At 64.0% G+C, this 19,080-nt stretch carries 14 protein-coding genes and 1 tRNA gene; 10 read left to right on the top strand and 5 right to left on the bottom strand.

Annotated elements, in window-relative coordinates:
* Window positions 1-122 precede the first annotated feature (122 nt).
* From D580_RS15285 to D580_RS0107600, 5 genes are read left to right on the top strand one after another with little or no spacing between them, the layout of a single operon-like run.
* Window positions 123-4,181, top strand: coding sequence for a response regulator (locus D580_RS15285; protein ID WP_018953813.1), 4,059 nt, complete (start codon window positions 123-125; stop codon window positions 4,179-4,181).
* Entirely contained in the window at window positions 4,178-5,239 is a 1,062-nt protein-coding gene (locus D580_RS0107615) for an HD-GYP domain-containing protein (RefSeq protein ID WP_018953812.1), read from the top strand. The genes D580_RS15285 and D580_RS0107615 overlap by 4 nt, the downstream gene beginning before the upstream one ends.
* Window positions 5,236-9,009, top strand: a complete 3,774-nt coding sequence (locus D580_RS0107610; RefSeq protein WP_419581640.1) for a PAS domain S-box protein — start codon at window positions 5,236-5,238, stop codon at window positions 9,007-9,009. Before D580_RS0107615 ends, D580_RS0107610 begins: the two co-directional genes overlap by 4 nt.
* Window positions 9,006-9,395, top strand: coding sequence for a response regulator (locus D580_RS0107605; protein ID WP_018953810.1), 390 nt, complete (start codon window positions 9,006-9,008; stop codon window positions 9,393-9,395). The genes D580_RS0107610 and D580_RS0107605 overlap by 4 nt, the downstream gene beginning before the upstream one ends.
* Window positions 9,388-11,052: a diguanylate cyclase gene (locus tag D580_RS0107600; RefSeq protein ID WP_018953809.1), complete on the top strand. Its 1,665-nt coding sequence runs from the start codon at window positions 9,388-9,390 to the stop codon at window positions 11,050-11,052. Before D580_RS0107605 ends, D580_RS0107600 begins: the two co-directional genes overlap by 8 nt.
* Before the next feature lie 288 nt (window positions 11,053-11,340).
* On the opposite strand, the gene D580_RS0107595 is transcribed toward D580_RS0107600, so the two are convergent.
* Together D580_RS0107595 and D580_RS0107590 are read right to left on the bottom strand one after the other, a co-directional pair.
* A tRNA-Ser gene (locus tag D580_RS0107595) sits at window positions 11,341-11,431 on the bottom strand.
* Between the two features lie 122 nt (window positions 11,432-11,553).
* On the bottom strand, window positions 11,554-11,889 hold the full coding sequence (locus tag D580_RS0107590) for a DUF1820 family protein (protein WP_018953808.1): 336 nt from the start codon (window positions 11,887-11,889) through the stop codon (window positions 11,554-11,556).
* A 171-nt stretch (window positions 11,890-12,060) separates the two neighbouring features.
* Here D580_RS0107590 and D580_RS0107585 point away from each other — a divergent pair, with 171 nt between their 5' ends.
* The 3 genes from D580_RS0107585 to arsS all read left to right on the top strand — a co-directional run bounded on the left by D580_RS0107585 (window position 12,061) and on the right by arsS (window position 15,441).
* Window positions 12,061-12,924 carry a diiron oxygenase gene (locus tag D580_RS0107585; RefSeq protein ID WP_018953807.1) on the top strand — a complete coding sequence of 288 codons (864 nt, stop codon included), beginning with the start codon at window positions 12,061-12,063 and terminating at the stop codon, window positions 12,922-12,924.
* Between the two features lie 94 nt (window positions 12,925-13,018).
* A complete protein-coding gene (locus D580_RS0107580; RefSeq protein ID WP_018953806.1) occupies window positions 13,019-14,467 on the top strand; it encodes an FAD-dependent oxidoreductase in 1,449 nt (482 codons plus the stop codon).
* Window positions 14,468-14,475: 8 nt separating this feature from the next.
* Window positions 14,476-15,441 carry an arsenosugar biosynthesis radical SAM (seleno)protein ArsS gene (gene arsS, locus D580_RS0107575; RefSeq protein ID WP_018953805.1) on the top strand — a complete coding sequence of 322 codons (966 nt, stop codon included), beginning with the start codon at window positions 14,476-14,478 and terminating at the stop codon, window positions 15,439-15,441.
* A 169-nt stretch (window positions 15,442-15,610) separates the two neighbouring features.
* Here arsS and D580_RS0107570 read toward each other — a convergent pair whose 3' ends face one another.
* Genes D580_RS0107570 through D580_RS17070 form a run of 3 tightly spaced genes read right to left on the bottom strand, consistent with a single transcriptional unit; the run spans window position 15,611 to window position 16,599 of the window.
* Window positions 15,611-16,024: an HIT domain-containing protein gene (locus tag D580_RS0107570; RefSeq protein ID WP_018953804.1), complete on the bottom strand. Its 414-nt coding sequence runs from the start codon at window positions 16,022-16,024 to the stop codon at window positions 15,611-15,613.
* Entirely contained in the window at window positions 16,021-16,290 is a 270-nt protein-coding gene (locus D580_RS15280; RefSeq protein WP_018953803.1) for a PIN domain-containing protein, read from the bottom strand. The genes D580_RS0107570 and D580_RS15280 overlap by 4 nt, the downstream gene beginning before the upstream one ends.
* A 27-nt stretch (window positions 16,291-16,317) precedes the next feature.
* On the bottom strand, window positions 16,318-16,599 hold the full coding sequence (locus D580_RS17070) for a hypothetical protein (RefSeq protein WP_018953802.1): 282 nt from the start codon (window positions 16,597-16,599) through the stop codon (window positions 16,318-16,320).
* Window positions 16,600-16,828: 229 nt separating this feature from the next.
* On the opposite strand from D580_RS17070, the gene D580_RS0107560 reads away from it, so the two are divergent.
* Together D580_RS0107560 and D580_RS0107555 are read left to right on the top strand one after the other, a co-directional pair.
* Entirely contained in the window at window positions 16,829-17,689 is an 861-nt protein-coding gene (locus D580_RS0107560; protein ID WP_018953801.1) for a pirin family protein, read from the top strand.
* Between the two features lie 109 nt (window positions 17,690-17,798).
* Window positions 17,799-18,722, top strand: coding sequence for a chemotaxis protein (locus D580_RS0107555; RefSeq protein ID WP_018953800.1), 924 nt, complete (start codon window positions 17,799-17,801; stop codon window positions 18,720-18,722).
* Window positions 18,723-19,080 lie beyond the last annotated feature (358 nt).

Here is a 19,080-nt window from a genome sequence, read left to right as displayed (position 1 = left end):
GGTGAAGCCACGGCCAGACGCACAGGAAGAAAGGACAAACGACGCGCGCCCTGCCCCGCTGATATGGACCACGGGCGCTCAGGACCCACACAACTACAAGCCCTCAACACACGGGCGACGCGATGAACGACCTGAACAACGATGACCTCGACAAGCCACTGGCCGACCTGCACCGGCAGTTCATCGCCGGGCTCGAGCAGCGCCTCTCCGCCATGCAGGCCCACTACTCCCATCTGGCCAGGAACGGTTGGTCCGCCGAGGAGGCCCAGTCCCTGGCACGCCTGGCCCACGGACTCGTTGGCGCGGCGGGCAGCTTCGGCCTGCACACCCTGTCCGACGCCGCCCGCGCCCTGGAAAGGCTGGTACAGGAGTTGATCCACCGGGACCCCGAACCCGGAGATGCGGATATCCGGTCCATCGGCCTGGCCCTGGAACGGGTGGCGGAAGTGATCGTCTCCGCCAAAGAACCGGAGGTCTCGGCGCGACCCCGCCACGCCCCTGTCAGGCGCGAGGCTGACGTCCCGCTGGTCTATGTGGTGGACGATGACGCCGCACAGGCCGAATCACTGGCCCGGACCCTGCGGGACGGCGGCTACCGCACCCGGGTCTTCCTGGAACTGCCGGCCTTTCACAAGGACTGGGAGGACAGCGATGCGGAACGGCCCGCCGCGGTGCTGCTGGACATGGTGTTCCCGGAAGGCGAGCACGCCGGCGCCCAGGCATTGACCCGACTGGACCTGCGTCGGGAAGACAACATCCCGGTGGTGGTCGTCTCCGTGCGGGACGATCTGCCCACCCGGCTGGCGGCACTGCGCGCAGGGGCCTGCCGTTACCTCACCAAGCCAGTGGACGAGGCGCGCCTAACCAGCCTGCTGGACGCCCTCACCCACCGACAGCCGCCGGAACCCTACCGGGTGCTGCTGGTGGACGACGAACCCCTGCTGCTGGAGGCCCAGGCCACAGTGCTGCGCGCCGCCGGTATGGAGGTCACCACCCTGGACCAGCCCATGCGGGTCCTGGAGGTGCTGGACAGCACGCGACCGGACGTGGTGGTGCTGGACGTGTACATGCCGGAGATCAGCGGCCCGGAACTGGCCGCAGTGCTGCGCGAGCGGGACGAGCAGCTGAACCTGCCCATCCTGTTTCTCTCCGCCGAGACCGACATGAGCCAGCAACTGCTGGCGCTGAATCTCGGCGGCGACGACTTCCTGGTCAAGCCGGTGCCGCCGGATCACCTGGTGGCCGCGGTCACTGCCCGGGCCAGGCGCGCGCGCCAGGCCAATGCCATGCGCTGCCGCCTGCAGAACGCCCTATATGAACGGGAGCGGGAACACCAGGCGATCAATACACATGCCATCGTGAGCATCGCCGACCGGCGCGGCGACATCCTCTACGTGAATGACCGCTTCTGCGCGGTGAGTGGCTACCGGCGCGAGGAATTGATCGGCCAGAACCACCGCATCGTCAAGTCCGGCGAGCACGCGCCCGAGTTCTACCACGGCCTGTGGGGCACCATCGCCTCGGGTCGCATATGGCAGGGCGTGCTGTGCAACCGCCGCAAGGACGGCTCGCTCTACTGGGTGGAATCCACCATCGTCCCCTTCATGGATGAACAGGGAATACCCTACCAGTATGTCTCCATCCGCACGGACATCACCCATGTCAAGCTGGCGGAACTGTCCCTGCGGCGGCAGCGAGACATGCAGCAACTCATCATCCACCAGGCCGCCCGTTTCCTGTCCCTCTCCCTGCATGAAACCGACACGGCCATCGAGGATGTACTGCGCGTCAGTGGTGAGTTCATCGGCGCCGACCGGGCCTACCTGTTCCTAGTGAGCGATGACGGCGCCCGTATGAGCAACACCCATGAATGGTGCGCGCCGGGCATCGCACCGCAGAAACAGCAGGTGCAGGACATGCCCGTGCATGAGACGCCCTGGTGGTGGCAACAGATCAGTACCCAGGGCCAGGTGATCATCCCGGACGTGGACCAACTGCCCGCCGAGGCAGCGATGGAAAAGGTGCATTTCCAGACACAGGACATCCAGTCCCTGTTTGCCTTCCCCCTACTGCGACACGACAGGACCATAGGATTCCTTGGCTACGACGCCGTGCGCCAGCGCCGCGACTGGCACGAGGAGGAACTCTCGCTGCTCAAACTGCTGGCCGACGTCATCAGCAGCGCGCTCACCCGGATGCGCGCCGAGCAGGCATTGATCGAGAGCGAGCAAGGCCTGATCGCCACCCTGGAGTCCACCCAGGACGGCATCCTCGCCGTGGATGAAAACCGGCGGGTATGTTTTGTCAACCAGCGCTTTCAGGAGATCTGGGGCATCCCGGATCAGGACCTGTTCCAGGGTCAGGATGACCATCACCTGCTTTCCCATGCCCGCAGCCGGGTCGCTGACCCGGAGGTCTTCCTGGCCGGGGTGGAGGCCCTCTACGCTTCCGGCCAGGCGTCCCACGATATCCTGCACTTCACGGACGGACGCGTCATCGAACGTTACTGTAAACCCCTGTTCTGGAACGGGAAACCCGGCGGCATGGTCTGGAGCTTCCACGACATCACCGCCATCAAGCAGGCCGAGGCCGCCGCGGAACTGCACAAGGAGCGCCTGCGCCGGGGCCAGGCCTACGCCAACATCGGCACCTGGGAATGGAACATCGTCACCGGCGAACTGTTCTGGACCGAGCGCATCGCCCCCTTGTTCGGCTATCCGGAGGGCGACCTGGAGACCTCCTACGAGAATTTCCTCAATGCCGTACACCCGGACGACCGGCAATCGGTGATCGACGCCGTCAACGCCTGTGTGGAACGCGACGAACCCTACGAGATCGAACACCGGGTGATCTGGCCCGACGGCACCGTGCGCTGGCTGCTGGAAAAGGGGGCGGTGACACGCGATGCCGAGGGCAGGCCGCTGCAGATGCTGGGTGTGGTCCAGGACATCGATGAACGCAAACAGGCGGAGTTGGCCCTCATCGCCGCCCGGGAGGAGGCCGACCGGGCCAACCGCGCCAAGTCCGAGTTCCTCTCCAGCATGAGCCATGAGCTGCGCACCCCCATGAACGCCATCCTGGGCTTTGCCCAGCTCATGGAATACGACGATGCGCTGCCGGCGGAACATGTCGACAACCTCCACGAGATCCTCAAGGCGGGACGGCACCTGCTGGAACTGATCAACGAGGTCCTGGACCTGGCACGCATCGAGTCCGGCAATCTGGATCTGTCCATCGAGCCGGTGGCGCTCTGTCCCGTCATCGAGGAATGCATCAGTCTGATTGAGCCCCTGGCGGCCAAACGTGATGTTCGCGTCAACCATGGCGGCATGGAGGGCGTGTGGGTGCGTGCCGATCGCACACGGCTCAAGCAGGCCCTGCTCAACCTGCTGTCCAACGCGGTGAAGTACAACCGGCAAGGGGGCCGCGTGAGCCTGGACATCCAGCCGGTTCGAGACGGCGCATGGCTGCGCATCCTGGTGAGCGACACGGGCCAGGGCCTGACTCGATCACAGGTCGCCAGATTGTTCGAGCCCTTCAACCGCCTGGGTGCCGAACGCAGCGGCGTCGAGGGAACTGGCATCGGCCTGACCATCACCCGGCGCCTGGTCGAAATGATGGGCGGCAATGTGGGCGTGCAAAGCGAACCGGGTGAGGGCAGCACCTTCTGGATCGAGCTGCCCCTGGAGTCCATCTCCGATGACAGACCGATCCCGGCTCAAGAGCGGGACCTGGCCTCGGACGCAACGGCTGCGCCAGCAGAAAGTGACCAGCATCTCGTGCTTTACATCGAGGACAACCCTTCCAACATCAAGCTGGTGGCGCAGATCCTCGGCCGCCTGCCCCACATCAGCCTGCTGACCGCACACACGCCCTCGCTGGGCATCGAGCTGGCCATGGCGCGGCGACCGCGCCTGATCCTCATGGACATCAACATGCCCGAACTGGATGGCTACCAGGTGATGCGCGTGCTCCAGGGCGACATCTATCTCAGGGACATCCCGGTGATCGCGGTCACCGCCAATGCCATGCCCCGGGACATCGAGCACGGGCGAGCCGCGGGCTTCGCGGAGTATCTCACCAAGCCATTGCAGGTGGAGCGGCTCCTGGAAACCGTGCAGCGACATCTCAAGGACACCTCAGCGATCGATACCCCTGCGCCCGCTGGAGAATCTTCATGAGCACCGAGGCACTGACACAAGAACGCATCCTGATCGTGGACGACGAGCCCACCAACCTGAAACTGATGGATCGCATGCTGCGCGGCCAGGGCTACCAGGGCCTGGTCCTCGTCGATGACCCACGCGATGTCGTCGATCTCTACCGCAGCGCCCGCCCAGACCTGATCCTGCTGGACATCAACATGCCCCACCTCGACGGGTTTCAGGTCATGGAGCAGCTCAAGAGCCTCAATGACCCTCTGTTGCCTCCCATCGTCATGCTCACCGCCAAGCACGGCAAGGACTTCCTGTTGCGCGCCCTGGCCGCCGGGGCGCGGGATTACATCACCAAACCCTTCGATCGCAATGAACTCCTCATGCGCGTGCGCAACCTGCTGGATGCGCAACTGGCCCATCGCTTCATGCACGACCGCAAGAAAGTGCTCGAGGACATGGTGCGTGCGCGCACCGAGGAATTGCGCCGCACGCGCCTGCAGGTGGTGCAGCGCCTGGGCATGGCGGCGGAATACCGGGATGAGGAGACCGGCAATCACATCCTGCGCATGAGTCATACTTGCGCGCTGCTGGCGCGAGCAATCGGTTGGGACGATGCCCAGTGTGAACTGATCCTACATGCCAGCCCCATGCACGACATCGGCAAGATCGGCATCCCCGACGCAATCCTGCTCAAGCCGGGCAAATTCGAGCCGCACGAGTGGGAGATCATGAAGACCCACGCCAGCATCGGCGCCAAGTTGCTGGACGGCGATGACAGCGATCTCATGCGCATGGCCCGGGACATCGCCCTGACCCACCACGAGAAGTGGGACGGCAGCGGCTACCCCAGTGGCCTGGCCGGGGAGGCCATCCCCATGGCCGGACGCATCGCCGCCCTGGCCGACGTGTTCGACGCCCTGACTTCCGAACGCCCGTACAAAAAGGCCTGGACAGTGGAGGACTCCGTGGACCTGATCAGGGAGAACAGCGGCCAACACTTCGACCCGGCCCTGGTGCAGGTATTCATGGAACAGCTGCCGGGCATACTGGAGATTCGCGAACGCTACGCGGAACCCGAATGATGCAACCACCCGAACGCCCACAGAACGAAACACAACGCCTGAACGCGTTATATGAACGGGCGATACTGGACACGCCCGCTGAAGAACGCTTTGATCGTATCACCCGACTTGCGCAACGGTTGTTCGAGGTGCCCATCGCGCTCGTTTCCCTGGTGGATGAGCAGCGTCAGTGGTTCAAGTCCCGCCAGGGGCTGGATGTCTGTGAAACCGGCAGGGATGTCTCCTTCTGCGCCCACACCATACTGGAGGAGGACATCCTGGCGGTGAATGACGCCGCCACGGATCCCCGCTTCGCCAACAACCCGCTGGTCACCGGCGAACCCCACATCCGTTTCTATGCCGGCGCGCCGCTGGCCACCCGGGACGGCTACCGCATCGGCACCCTGTGCATCATCGATACCCGGCCCCGCGAGCTCACGCCATCCCAGCGCCTGGCGTTGCGGGAGCTGGCCGACTGCGTGCAGGACGAAATCAACCTGCGACAGGACCGGGAACTGGCCAGCCTGCTGGCCGCCAGCCAGGCCAGACATCTCGGCATCCTCACGGCACTGCCCGACATGGTCTTCGTGGTCGATCAGGCGGGGCGCTTCATTGATTGCCACGACCACCCCGATCTGCTGATGCCCAGGGAGCAGTTACTTCGGACCTCGATTCCCAACACCCTGCCTGCCCATGTAGCGGAACGCGCCATGGCCGCCATCCGCGACACCCTGCAAACCGGCGAGACGGTCGCCTTCGAATACGACCTGGACATCCCCGCCGGACCGGCCAGTTTCGAGGCCCGGGTGCGCCGGATCAACGCCGACCAGGCGCTGATCATCATCCGCAACATCACCCGACAAAAACAGGCGGAGACCGCCCTCCACGAGCAGCAACGCATCACCGCCATGATCGCCCACGCCCAGGCCAGCTTCATCAGCGAACCGGATCAGCGCGAGGCCTTCGATACCCTGCTGGGTGACATCCTGGCACTCACCCACAGCGAATACGGCTTCATCGGCGAGGTCCTCCATACCCCCGGGGGTGAGCCCTATCTCAAGACCCACGCCATCACCAACATCGCCTGGAACGCCGATACCCGCGCCTTCTATGAGGCCAACGCACCGCAGGGATTGGTGTTCACCAATCTCAAGACCCTGTTTGGCGCGGTAGTCACCAGCGGCGAGGCGGTGATCGCCAACGCACCCGCCACCGACCCTCGACGCGGCGGACTGCCCGATGGCCACCCGCCACTCAAGGCCTTCCTGGGTCTGCCAGTGCACCATGGCAGCGAGATGGTCGCCATGCTGGGCATCGCCAACCGCCCCGGAGGCTATGACCAGGCCCTGATCGAATTCCTGGATCCGCTCCTGCTGACCTTGGGACAGCTGATCATTGCCGCACGCATGAAGCGCCGGCTCGAGGACAACCAGGCCGAGCTGGCGCGCCTGTCCCGGGTGGCCAGCCAGACCATCAACGGGGTGATCATCACCGACACCGAAGCCCGGGTGGAATGGATCAACGAGGGTTTTACCCGCATCAGCGGCTACACCCTGGATGAGATGCGCGGCAGGAAACCGGGCGAACTGCTGCAGGGGCCTGATACCGATCCGGAGACCGTTGCCGTCATGCGCGAGGCCATCTGTCGCGGCAAACCCTTTCAGGTGGACATTCTCAATTACACCCGGGACGGCCAGCCCTACTGGATCCGGATCCAGTCAAGCCCCATGTACGACAGCGCCGGCCAGATCACCAACTTCATGGCCATTGAGACCGACATCACCCACGAGCGGCAGGCGCGGGAAGAAGTGGAGCATCACCTCCAGGGTCTCGCAGTACTCAACGAGATCGCATCGTTGCCTGCTCAGGACGTGGATCAACAACTGACCCTGGCCCTGAGCTTGGGAGCCAGGCACCTGGGTATGGAGATCGGCGTCATCGGTGAGGCTCAGCGTGAGACCTTCCGGATCAGATGGCTGGTGGCGCCGGAGAACGTGGATCTACGCGTGGGTCAGGCCTTTCCCCTGCAGGACACCTATCATCACTTGGCCATCGCTGGCAGCGACCTAGACTCCATACACCACTTGGGCGCATCAGATTATCGCAGTCACCCCAGCTATCTCGCCAACGGCGTGGAGAGCTATATCAGCATTCCCCTGCAGGTGTCCGGGCAGTTGTTCGGCACCCTGAGCTTCTCCTCTTCCAAGGCACGCACCAATCCCTTCAAGGAAAGCGAGCGCGAATTCATACGCCTCCTGTCCCGCTGGGTTGCCGTCACCCTTGAGAAGCAAAAAAGCCATGAGCAGCTGCAGAAACTGGTCTCCCACATCCCGGGTATGGTGTACCAGTACCAGCAATGGCCCGATGGGCGCGGAGCCCTCCCCTACAGCAGCCCCGGCATCCTGGATATCTACGGCGTGCACCCCGAGGAGGTGCGCGAGAATGCCGCTGCCGTCTACCGCGTTATCCATCCGGATGACCTGCACGCCGTGGCACAATCCATCAAGCGATCGATGCAGGACCTCAGCACCTGGCATTTGCAGTATCGCACCCTGCGCTACAACGGCCGTGTGCGCTGGCTGGAAGGCCATGCCACGCCCGAGGCCATGGCTGACGGCAGCACCCTGTGGCACGGTTACATCAGGGATATCACGCAACAGAAACACGCCGAATTGGCCATGGCGCGCAGCGAGGCCCGCCTGCGTGGCCTGTTCGAACTGTCGCCGGTAGGTATCGCCCTGAATGATTTCGAGACCGGCAATTTCCTCGAGGTCAACGAAGCCCTGCTCAGGTCCTCCGGTTACAGTCAAGACGAGTTCATGACCCTGAGCTACTGGGATTTGACTCCCCGGGAATACGAGGCTCAGGAAAGACTTCAGCTGGAAAGCCTTGAAAAGACCGGCCAGTACGGGCCCTATGAGAAGGAATACATCCGCAAGGACGGCAGCCGATACCCGGTGCTGCTGCATGGCATGGTGGTGCTGGACACCAATGGACGCAAACTGATCTGGTCGATCATTGAGGACATTTCCGAGCGCAAGCGCCTGGAGCGCATGAAGAGCGAGTTCGTCTCCACGGTGAGCCACGAACTGCGCACCCCCCTGACCTCCATCGCCGCCGCCCTGGGCCTGATCCAGGGTGGCGCCATGGGCGAGATACCCGAGAATGTCCGTCAACTGGTCCAACTGGCCCACAAGAACAGCCAGCGCCTGACCTACCTCATCAACGACCTGCTCGACATGGAAAAACTCATGGCAGGCAAGATGCGTTTCAACCTGCAGCCACAGGCACTGATGCCTCTGGTGAAACAGGCCATGACAGACAATCGCCCCTACGCGGATCAGTTTGACGTAGCTTTCTCGCTGACCAGCCGCCAGGATGACGTCATGGTGAACGTCGATGCCCAACGCCTTCATCAGATCCTCACCAACCTACTATCCAATGCGGCCAAATTCTCCCCAGAAGGCGCCCAGGTGGAGATCGCCGTCACCAGGATCGATGACCAGGTGAGGATCGCGGTCAAAGACCGGGGACCCGGCATTCCGGCAGACTTCCAAGCGCACCTGTTCGAGAAATTTTCCCAGGCGGATGGCTCAAATACCCGCAAGCGGAGCGGCACCGGCCTCGGCCTGGCGATCACACGCGAACTGGTACAGCGCATGGGCGGCAGCATCGGTTTTGAATCCGTCGAAGGCCAGGGCAGTTGTTTCCATATCGATCTGCCGATCTGGAACGAGCAGCAAGGAGGCGACAACCCCGAGACCAGGCACAACGAGGGTACCGAGCCATGAGCCAACTGCAGCGTATCCTTTATGTGGAAGACGATCCCGACATCCAGGCCATCGCACGTCTGGCCTTGGAGAAGGTGGGTGGCTTCACGGTTCATGTATGCGCCTGCGGTGAAGCCGCCCTGAACGAGGCCCCGGGCTTCGCCCCTGACCTGATCCTGCTGGACGTGATGATGCCCGGCCTGGATGGCCCGGGCACGCTCAAGGCCCTGCGCGCCGACCCAAACCTCGCGACCATCCCCGTGGTATTCATGACCGCCAAGGCACAGCCACAGGAGCTTGAGCAGTTGCTTGCCCTGGGCGCGGTGGGCGTCATCGCCAAACCCTTCGACCCCATGACCCTCGCCGAGCAGCTGCGGGAACTTTGGAGCAGCCGATCCGATGACTGAGCAGGAGACCTCCTCTGTTCGGGGCGAGCTGGAAGCGCTGCGTCGCAGCTACATGGCCAAACTGCCTGCACAGTTTGCCGAGCTGACCTACCTGGCCGGACGCCTCACCGGCACTCCTGCGGATCGTTCGCCCCTGCTGGAGATCCGCCAACACCTGCACCGGCTTTCAGGCTCTGGTGGTTCCTTCGGGCTCCAGACACTGAGCGACACGGCACGCGATCTGGAAAAACGTGTCTCCAGCTGGCTCAGCGGGAAATCATTGCACATGGATCCAGAGTCTCTACGGGATCTCCAACGGCAGATTCACGCCCTGTCTGAGCGCGTGAATACAAACGCCGTCGAGCCTCAAAGCCTTCCCCCGATACACATGGCCCGTACTGGCAAGACAGACCGCGCCTGGTTGATCACCGGCGACACCGTGCTCGCCGAAGAATTAAGCAAACAGCTGCAATCATTCAATTATGTGGTGCACCACTTCGACAGCCTCAGCCAGGCCGAGGACGCGGCCCGCAGCGAAACGCCGGACCTGTTGCTGGTAGACGTGTTTCTACCCAAGGAGAACCAGAACGCCACCATCGCCCTGCCCACCTGTCAGGCCCTGCGCGCCTTGTCATGCCCGCTCATCTTCATCTCTTCCCTAGACGACTTCTTCCTGCGAGTCCAGGCGGCGCGACTGGGTGCGGCGGGTTATCACCTCAAGCCCGTCAACATCCCCAGGCTGATCCACGATATCGAACGGGTACTCAAGAAACGTCGCGCGCCGCCAGAACGGGTGCTGATCGTGGAGGATGACCAGGATCTGGGAGAACGCTATCGACTGGTGCTCACGGGCGCGGGCATGGAGGCGGAAGTCCTCGCATCGCCGGGGGATATCATCAACAGACTCAACTCCTTCCGGCCGGAGCTGGTACTCATGGACCTGTACATGCCCGATTACACGGGGAAGGATCTCGCTGGCGTCATCCGCCAGCACGACAATTGGACCACGCTGCCGATCGTTTTTCTGTCTGCGGAGACCGACATCGAACGGCAGGTCAGCGCCATGTCCAGCGGTGCCGATGACTTCCTCACCAAGCCGGTTCCCGACGTGCAACTGGTCGCCGCAGTCCGCGCACGCATAGACCGCGCCAGAGAGCTCGCCGAACACGTCAACAAGGACAGCCTCACGGGGCTGCTCAAGCACGCCAGCATCAAGGAAGCCGTCGAGATCGAGATTGCGCGCGCCCGGCGTACGGGCAAACCGCTCACCCTCGCCATGCTCGACATCGATCACTTCAAGATGATCAATGACACCCACGGACACGCCACCGGCGATGTGGTCATCATGGCCCTGGCCACGCTCTTGCGACAGCGCTTGCGGGAGTCCGACCTGATCGGCCGCTATGGGGGAGAGGAGTTTCTCGTCGTTCTGCCCGAATGCACCGCTGAAGATGCGCAGTTGCTCATCGACGACATACGTCGCCGTTTCGCCTCATTGAGTTTCAGCCATGGAGAACAGCCCTTCCAGTGCACGCTTTCCGCAGGTCTGGCAAGCTCCACGGATTCCACGGACCACCGCAGCAACGAACTCCTAGTCGCCGCAGACGAGGCCCTCTACGCGGCCAAGCGCGCGGGCAGGAACCGGGTCAGACAGGGCTATCCAGTAATGACACCCTGATGGCGTGATCACACCGCACTCCGTTGAGAGTTCACCCACTTAGATCCATAAAAAGGACCCCAATCATGCCGGGGCCCCTTTGCTTTTGTGTGCCAGAGAGAGATATTGACTCGGACCCTCCATGGCCCTCACTCTTGCGCGGCGCCGCCCATTCGGGCGATGTCAGATCAGCTTCCTGCCGACCTGATCGAACCCCCGTGACTATTTCGAGGGTTCGAATCTCGTTCACATCGATATTCAAAACAAAGGGGCCCCGGGAAAACACCCGGGGCCCCTTTGTTTTAAATATGGCGGAGAGGGAGGGATTCGAACCCTCGATACGGGGTTACCGTATACACACTTTCCAGGCGTGCGCCTTCGACCGCTCGGCCACCTCTCCGCTGGATGTTTCCGCCCCGAGGACTCATGCCGGGGCGGGCTGCCGGGCCCCATCCGGGGCCGGGCAAGGGGCGGAAGGTTACCCCAGATGCGGGACTTCTGCAAATACCCCGCGGTGCCTTTTCAGCCGTCCCGGCGCCCGCCCGGTGGGGGCAGGGTCGGCGGGAAGGCGGTGATGTTGGCGCCCAGTTCGTGGATCTTGGCCACACCCTCTTTTTCCACCTCGTCGATGCGGATGATGGCGTGCATGGGCACGAAGCTGCGGCGCACGGACGCGAACTCGCTCTTCAGCCGCTCCTCGCCCGGGTCCACCACCACGGTGCTGCGCTCGCCGAAGATCAGCTGCTCGATGACCACGAAACCGTACAGGTCGGCCTGGTAGACCTTCTGGGCGAAGACCTCGTAGACCTTGCCCTGGTTGATGAAACTGACCTTGTAGATGCTCTTTCTGCGACTCATGGCCCATGGGGCTCCGCGGCTGAGGATAGGTGTCGGTGAAGGATATTTTACCCGCTCGTGACAAGCGGCTATCATTCACCGCTTATTAAGCAAATGCTAATTTCCGGCAGACCCCGGTAGCTGTGCCGAATCTGGGGGTTTGCCGCCACGGTTCAAGACCCGATCAAGGCCATGACCCAGCCCTCATCCGAACTCCTGGAGCACCTGAGCCGCAACAGCACCCCCTACCTGGACCCCCTGGCCCGGGTGGACTGGGAGGCGCTCAGCCTGGAAAGCTTCTGGCTGCCCGAGGAGGCCGTGTCCCTGCACGGCATCCCGGAGTTCGACGCCCTGCCCCTGGAACGCCGCCAGGCCCTGTCCCAGTACGAGTTCATCAATTTCATCGAGGGGGCGCTGTGGCTGGAGAGCCTGTTCATGGAACGCATCAGCCGCTCCATGGTGCACCTGGGCGGGGACCTGTCCCGGGCCACCTACCGTCTGCACGAGCTGCGCGAGGAGGCCGGCCACAGCCTGATGTTCCTGGAGCTGATGCGCCGCTCCCGCCTGCCCATGCCACGCACCCGCTTCCGGCGCTTCAACCTCGCCAACCTGCTGGGCCGCCACGCGCCCTACGAGTCCCCGGCCTTCTGGATCGCGGTGCTGATCGGCGAGGAGGTGCCGGATCGCATGAACCGGCTGATCCGCAAGCACCGGGACGACATCTGCCCCACCATCTACGACATGATCACCGTGCACGTGATCGACGAGGCGCGCCACATCGCCCACGCCCGGGAGACCCTGGGGGGCCTAGTGGATCAGCTCTCGCCCCTGCAGCGTGCCCTGTTCCGGCCGGTGATGAACGCGGTATTCCGTCAGTTCGTGCACGCCTTCTACTATCCCCGCCCGCGTATCTATGAGCTGGCCGGGCTGTCCGACGGCCGCCGCTGGGCGCGCTTGGCACGCCAGAACACTCAGCGTACGGCCTTCGTCGACCGCTGCGTGGAATCGGCCCTGCGGGTCCTGGAGGACCACGGGCTGAAGCTCAACTGGCGCTGATGAAGGCCGATCACCATATACACAATATACGAGGGGGCGATCAGGCCCCCTTTTTGTTGCCGGGCCTTGCATCCGATACGTGCCTGGCCCCGTAATGATGCCCATGAGTCCCCGACAGCAAGACAATCCTGAACTGGTGGTCATCGGCGGCGGCGTGGGCGGGCTGGTCACGGCCAGCGTGGCGGGCCAGCTGGGGGTGCGCACCACCCTGATCGAGCGAGGCCCGAAACTGGGCGGCGATTGCCTGCACACCGGCTGCGTGCCCAGCAAGACCCTGATCCACAGCGCCAAGGTGGCCTCCCTGATGCGTCGGGCCGGCGAGTTCGGACTGCCGGCGGCCGATCCCCGCGTGGACCTGGGCGCCGTCATGGACCGGGTACGCAGCGTCATCGATACCCTCCAGGCCCATGACGACCCGGAACGATTCCGGGGCTACGGGGTGGAGGTGATCTTCGGCCAGGCCCGTTTCACCGCCCCCCGGGAGCTCATGGTGGAGGACCGGCGCCTCACCGGGCGGCGATTTGTCATTGCCACCGGCTCACGGCCTGCCATCCCTGCCATCCCCGGCCTCGATGAGGCCGGCTATCTCACCAGCGACAGCCTCTGGACCCAGCGCAGCCTGCCCCGCCGCCTGGCGGTGCTCGGCGGCGGGCCCATCGGGCTGGAGCTGGGCCAGGCCCTGGCCCGGCTGGGCAGCCGGGTCACGATCCTGGAAGCCGCAGCTCGCCTGCTGCCCGGCGAGGATCCGGACACCGGCGCGGCGCTGAAGGCCATCCTGGATCAGGAAGGTCTGGAGATCCGGCTCGGTGCGCAGGTGACCGGCGTAAGCAGCCTGGATGCCGTGAAACGCCTCGACTACGTGCAGGACGCTCGTTCCCGTACACTGGAAGTCGACGAGATCCTGGTGGCCACGGGACGGCGGCCCAACGTGGAGGACCTGGGCCTGGAGGCGGCGGGGGTGGACTTCGGCGCACGCGGCATCCGCGTGGACCGGCGCATGCGCAGCAGCGCCAAACACATCTATGCCTGCGGCGACTGCTGCGACACGCCCTACCCCTTCACCCACGCGGCCGAATATGAAGCGGGCATCGTGATCGCCAATGCGGTATTCCGCCTGCCCCGGCGTGCCGACTACCGGGTGTTGCCCCGGGTGATCTACTGCGATCCTGAACTGGCGCGCGTCGGGCTCAATGAACGGGAGGCCCGTGAGCAGGGGCTTGAGGTGGATGTGTTGCGCTTCCCCTTCAGCCAGGTGGACCGGGCCCTGGCCGAGGGCGAGACCGCGGGCGAGGCGAAACTCCTGGTGCGCAAGGGGCGGCTGGTGGGCGCCACCCTGCTGGGCCCCCGGGCCGGCGAGCTGATCCACGAACTGGCGCTCGCCATGCAGGCGAAGACCCCCGTGAGCCGCATCGCCGCGACCATCCACGCCTACCCCACCCTGGCACAAATCCATCGCCGCGCGGTCAATACCGCCTACAGCCCGAGGTTGTTCAGCCCTGCCACCCGGCGTCTGGTACGCTGGATTCAACGTCTCATTCCGTAGGAACACCCATGTCTGCAACTCAGCCCCTGATCCCCCTGCACGACACCCGTTTCCCCGCCATCCGCCGTGGCCGGCTCGAGACCCTGCAGGTGAACCTGGGCTATGTGTGCAACCAGACCTGCTTTCACTGCCACGTCAATGCCGGCCCCAACCGCCGGGAGGTGATGGACCGGGACACGGTGGCGCTGGTGCTCGATTACCTGCGCGCCTCGGGGGCGAAGACCCTGGACCTCACCGGCGGCGCGCCGGAGATGAATCCCCATTTCCGTGACCTGGTGCGCGAGGCCCGGCACCTCGGGGTGAAGGTCATGGATCGCTGCAATCTCACCATCCTGGAGCAGCCCGGTCAGGAGGACCTGGCGGCGTTTCTCGCCGAGCACCGGGTGGAGGTAGTGGCCTCCCTGCCCTGTTACCTGGAGCAGAACGTGGACGCCCAGCGGGGCGACGGGGTCTTCCAGGCCAGCATCCGGGGCCTGCAACAGCTCAACGCCCGGGGCTACGGACAACCGGGCAGCGGCCTGGTGTTGGACCTGGTCTTCAACCCCCAGGGCCCCAGCCTGCCGCCGCCCCAGGGGCCGCTGGAGGCGGATTACAAACGCCACCTGGGCGAACGCTACGGCGTGGTGTTCAACCAGCTGTTCACCATCGCCAACATGCCCATCCACCGCTTCGGCAAACAGCTGCGCAAGGAGGGACGGCTGGGGGAATACCTGGACCTGCTGAAAGGCGCTCACCGGGACGAGAACCTGGCGGCGGTGATGTGCCGCTCCCTGATCAGCGTGGACTGGCAGGGCTATGTCTACGACTGCGACTTCAACCAGATGCTGGGCATACCCCTGGGCGGGGACAGCGGCCGTGCCCATCTGCGGGAGCTGATGGGCACGGATCTGGAGGGGCGGGAGATCGCCGTGGCGGATCACTGCTTCGGCTGCACCGCCGGGCAGGGGTCGAGTTGCGGCGGGGCGTTGAGTTAGTCAGTTGTCAGTTGTCAGTTGTCAGTTGTCAGTTGTCTGTTGTCTGTTGTCTGTTGTCTGTTGTCTGTTGTCTGGCCACGTCAAAGCGTATGTCCATGGGTTTCAACAACTGACCACTGACCACTGACCACTGACCACTGACTACTGACTACTGACTACTGACCACTGACTACTGACAACTCAGCACATCCCTCAACCGCCTCACCATCGTCTCCCGCTCCCGCCCCTCATAGGCCACCCGCTGCCCGAACCCCCACACCGGGCCGGGCCAGGCCGGGTCGCCCTCCTGGCGCACCACGTGATGCAGATGTAGCTGGGACACCACGTTGCCCAGCTTGGCCACGTTCATGGCGCGAGCGTTGAATGTCTCTGCGAGGGCGCGGGCCACGGCGCGGGACTCCGCCCACAGGGTGTCGTGGTCGGCGTCGTTCAGGTCATGGATCTCGGTGACCCCGGCACGCCTGGGCACCAGGATCACCCAGGGCCAGCGGGCATCATCCATGAGGCGATAGAGGCATAACTCGGATTCACCGAGGGCGAGGGTGTCTGCCGCGAGGCGGGCATCGAGTTCGAATGGGTTCATGGCGCCGCCATCCAGTTTTGCAGTTTCAGTCCATCCACGCGGGAAAACTCCCGGACATTGTCACTCACCAGGATCAGCTCCTGGGCCAGGGCCTGAGCCGCGATCCAGTGGTCATTGGCGCCAATGGGCGTACCCGCCTGCTCCAGGGCGGCCCATATGCGGGCGTAGTGGCGCGCCACCTCGGCATCGATGGGTTGCAGCGCAATGCCTCGGACCAATTCGGCAAGACGGGCCGCGTTCTTGTCCCGATACCGGCTCTTGGCCACACCCAGCCGGTCGGTGAGATATGCGGGTTAAGCCACAGCGAAGTCCGCCAGCATGCGCCGGCGCAGGGCCTCGTCGGGCAGCGCCCCGTAGGCCGCGCCCATGTTCTGCACCATGTGCTCCACCCGGGTGGTGGCGGGGATGGCGCAGGTGACCGCCGGGATCGCTTCACCCGAGGACGGGATGGGGCGGGTGAGGATCCCGGCGGGATTCGCCCCGGCCGGTACGCCCGGGAGCAACGGCAGCAGGCTGGCACCCCCGAGCCAGGTCAGGAAACGGCGGCGGGACAGGTGCTTGGGACGGGGAATCATGGCGGGCTCCGGCGGTCTCTCAGGTTCACGGGGGATTCAGGACAGCGCCTGCCCCATGTTGATGGACAACGCGCGGACGGGAAAAGTCACCCGCGCGGCAATGCACTATTCGTTCCGAAATACAGAACCCATGATTGCGATTCATGGCGTTTATTCCGAATAAATAAACAACGAGAATGACTACACACTGACCTGGTCTATTCTCAAGGACCGACTGGAGGACTTCATCATGAAGGCACGCACCGTCAAGACCCGCATCCCCGGCATGCCCGCCTCCGACGGCGCCGGCGTGATGCTCCGCCGCAGCATCGGCTCTCCGGCACTCAAGAACCTGGATCCGTTCCTGATGCTGGACCACTTCTCCAGCAATGACCCGGACGACTACGTGGCCGGTTTCCCGGACCACCCGCACCGGGGCTTCATCACCTTCACCTACATGCTGGACGGCCACATGGAGCACAAGGACAGCATGGGCAACCAGGGCGATCTCAAGAGCGGTGGCGCCCAGTGGATGAAGGCCGCCAGCGGCGTGATCCACTCGGAGATGCCGCGCCAGAGCGAGGGCCTGATGCGCGGCTTCCAGCTGTGGATCAACCTGCCCGCCCGGGAGAAGATGACCGATCCCGCCTACCAGGAATACGGCCCCGACGCCTTCCCCGAGGTGCAAAGCGCGGGCGCCCGGGTCAAGGTACTCATGGGTGAACACGGCGATGCCCGTGCGCCCATCGAGGACCCGATCACCCAGGTGCATTACCTGGACGTGAACCTGGAACCCGGCGCCGGCTTCGAGCATGCCCTGCCCGTCGGGCACAACGCCTTCGTGTATGTCTACGAGGGCTCGGTGGACATCCAGGGCACGGCGCTGGAACAGCACCAGCTGGCGGTGCTTGAGAATGGCGAAGGCGTTGCCCTCAAGGCCGGCGCTCAGGGCGCGCGGCTGGTGCTGGTCGCGGGACGGCCCATCGGTGAGCCCATCGTGCAGTACGGGCCCTTCGTGATGAACCGTCGCGAGGAGATCGAGCAGGCCTTCCAGGACTACCAGACCGGGCGACTGGTGCGCAGCAAGGCCCGTATGAGCGGTCACGCCTGACTCGGCGAATCTAAACGGACCGGCGTAGGGGCATGCCCGACGGACGTCGGCCATGCCCCTGCGTGCTTCAGCTAACATGCACACTCTTCAACACAGTCAGGATGCCGCCATGAGCACGAACAGCTGGGGCTCGAGCCTCGAATCCAACAAGGCCGCCGGCACGCGCCTGGAATTGCTGCTGTTCCAGCTGGAGGGACGCCAGCTCTACGGCATCAACGTGTTCAAGGTCCAGGAAGTCATCCCCTTCAAGAAGCTGACCCGGCTGGCGGGCTCGCACCCCATGGTCAGCGGCGTAGCCACCCTGCGCGGTGTCACCATGCCCATCATGGACCTGTCCCGGGCCATCGGCGGACCCGCCATGAAGGACCCGGAAAACGGCTACATCATCATCACCGAATACAACCGCTCGGTGCACGGCTTCCTGATCCGGCGCATGGAGCGCATCGTCAACACCCAGTGGGACAAGGTGCAATCCCCGCCCCGGGCCACGGGCCGCAATGCCTACGTCACCGCCGTGACCATGGTGGACGACAAGATCGTGGAGATCCTGGACGTGGAGAAGGTGCTGGACCAGGTGGTGCGTGCCAGTACCGATGTGTCCACCGACCTGAGCGCCCAGATCGATGCCGGCAACCGCCACGTGCTGGTGGTGGATGATTCCAGCGTGGCCCGCAACCAGATCAGCCGCGCCCTGGAGCAGCTGGGCATCCAGTGCACCCAGGTGCCCGACGGCCAGCACGCCATCCAGCTGCTGGAGAAGATGCTGGCCGACGGCGTGGACGTGAGCGAGCATTTCACCATGGTGGTCTCGGACATCGAGATGCCCGTGGTGGACGGCTACCAGCTCACCACCTGGATTCGCCAGCAGCCGCAACTGAAGGACCTCTACATACTGCTGCACTCCTCCATCAGCGGCGTGTTCAACGTGGACATGGTCAAGCGCACCGGCGCCAACAAGTTCATCCAGAAATACCACCCGGATGACCTGGCCCGAGCGGTTCAGGAGCGCATTGGCGCCGATACATCGGCCTGACACACAGTGCCGCCAGCCAGGGTAGGTCGGGCTTCAGCCCGACAGCGAGGCTTCATTCGAGCGCCGGTGTCGGGCTGAAGCCCGACCTTGTATGTTGAGCAGGTCTGGTTTGATAGGTTATCAGCCGGACACCGGGTAAGCCGTCCCGACCTGGAGGCAGCGTTTGTCTGACCTCGTACGTAGAGCGGCTCCCCGCCTCATTGCTGACTTCGTGGAGTATCCAAAAGCCAGCCAAGCTGGACTTTGCATTACAAGGTCGAAGCCGCAAAAAGCGCGAGGTCGGGGAACCGGTGCTTATTGTGACTCAACCACCCCCCGAATGGGAAAGGACCGATGATGACTGTGATAGGTATCGACA

The organism is Thioalkalivibrio sulfidiphilus (assembly GCF_000377945.1).
Lineage (GTDB): Bacteria > Pseudomonadota > Gammaproteobacteria > Ectothiorhodospirales > Ectothiorhodospiraceae > Thioalkalivibrio_A > Thioalkalivibrio_A sulfidiphilus_A.
Note: the sequence above shows the minus strand (reverse complement) of the source record. Positions and strands in the feature narration are given on the sequence as shown.

Bases quoted from the DNA above. Each gene is read 5' to 3' on its own strand.
- D580_RS15285 (WP_018953813.1), top strand. From the start codon at position 123: ATGAACGACCTGAACAACGATGACCTCGACAAGCCACTGGCCGACCTG.
- D580_RS0107615 (WP_018953812.1), top strand. From the start codon at position 4,178: ATGAGCACCGAGGCACTGACACAAGAACGCATCCTGATCGTGGACGAC.
- D580_RS0107610 (WP_419581640.1), top strand. From the start codon at position 5,236: ATGATGCAACCACCCGAACGCCCACAGAACGAAACACAACGCCTGAAC.
- D580_RS0107605 (WP_018953810.1), top strand. From the start codon at position 9,006: ATGAGCCAACTGCAGCGTATCCTTTATGTGGAAGACGATCCCGACATC.
- D580_RS0107600 (WP_018953809.1), top strand. From the start codon at position 9,388: ATGACTGAGCAGGAGACCTCCTCTGTTCGGGGCGAGCTGGAAGCGCTG.
- D580_RS0107590 (WP_018953808.1), bottom strand. From the start codon at position 11,889: ATGAGTCGCAGAAAGAGCATCTACAAGGTCAGTTTCATCAACCAGGGC.
- D580_RS0107585 (WP_018953807.1), top strand. From the start codon at position 12,061: ATGACCCAGCCCTCATCCGAACTCCTGGAGCACCTGAGCCGCAACAGC.
- D580_RS0107580 (WP_018953806.1), top strand. From the start codon at position 13,019: ATGATGCCCATGAGTCCCCGACAGCAAGACAATCCTGAACTGGTGGTC.
- arsS (WP_018953805.1), top strand. From the start codon at position 14,476: ATGTCTGCAACTCAGCCCCTGATCCCCCTGCACGACACCCGTTTCCCC.
- D580_RS0107570 (WP_018953804.1), bottom strand. From the start codon at position 16,024: ATGAACCCATTCGAACTCGATGCCCGCCTCGCGGCAGACACCCTCGCC.
- D580_RS17070 (WP_018953802.1), bottom strand. From the start codon at position 16,599: ATGATTCCCCGTCCCAAGCACCTGTCCCGCCGCCGTTTCCTGACCTGG.
- D580_RS0107560 (WP_018953801.1), top strand. From the start codon at position 16,829: ATGAAGGCACGCACCGTCAAGACCCGCATCCCCGGCATGCCCGCCTCC.
- D580_RS0107555 (WP_018953800.1), top strand. From the start codon at position 17,799: ATGAGCACGAACAGCTGGGGCTCGAGCCTCGAATCCAACAAGGCCGCC.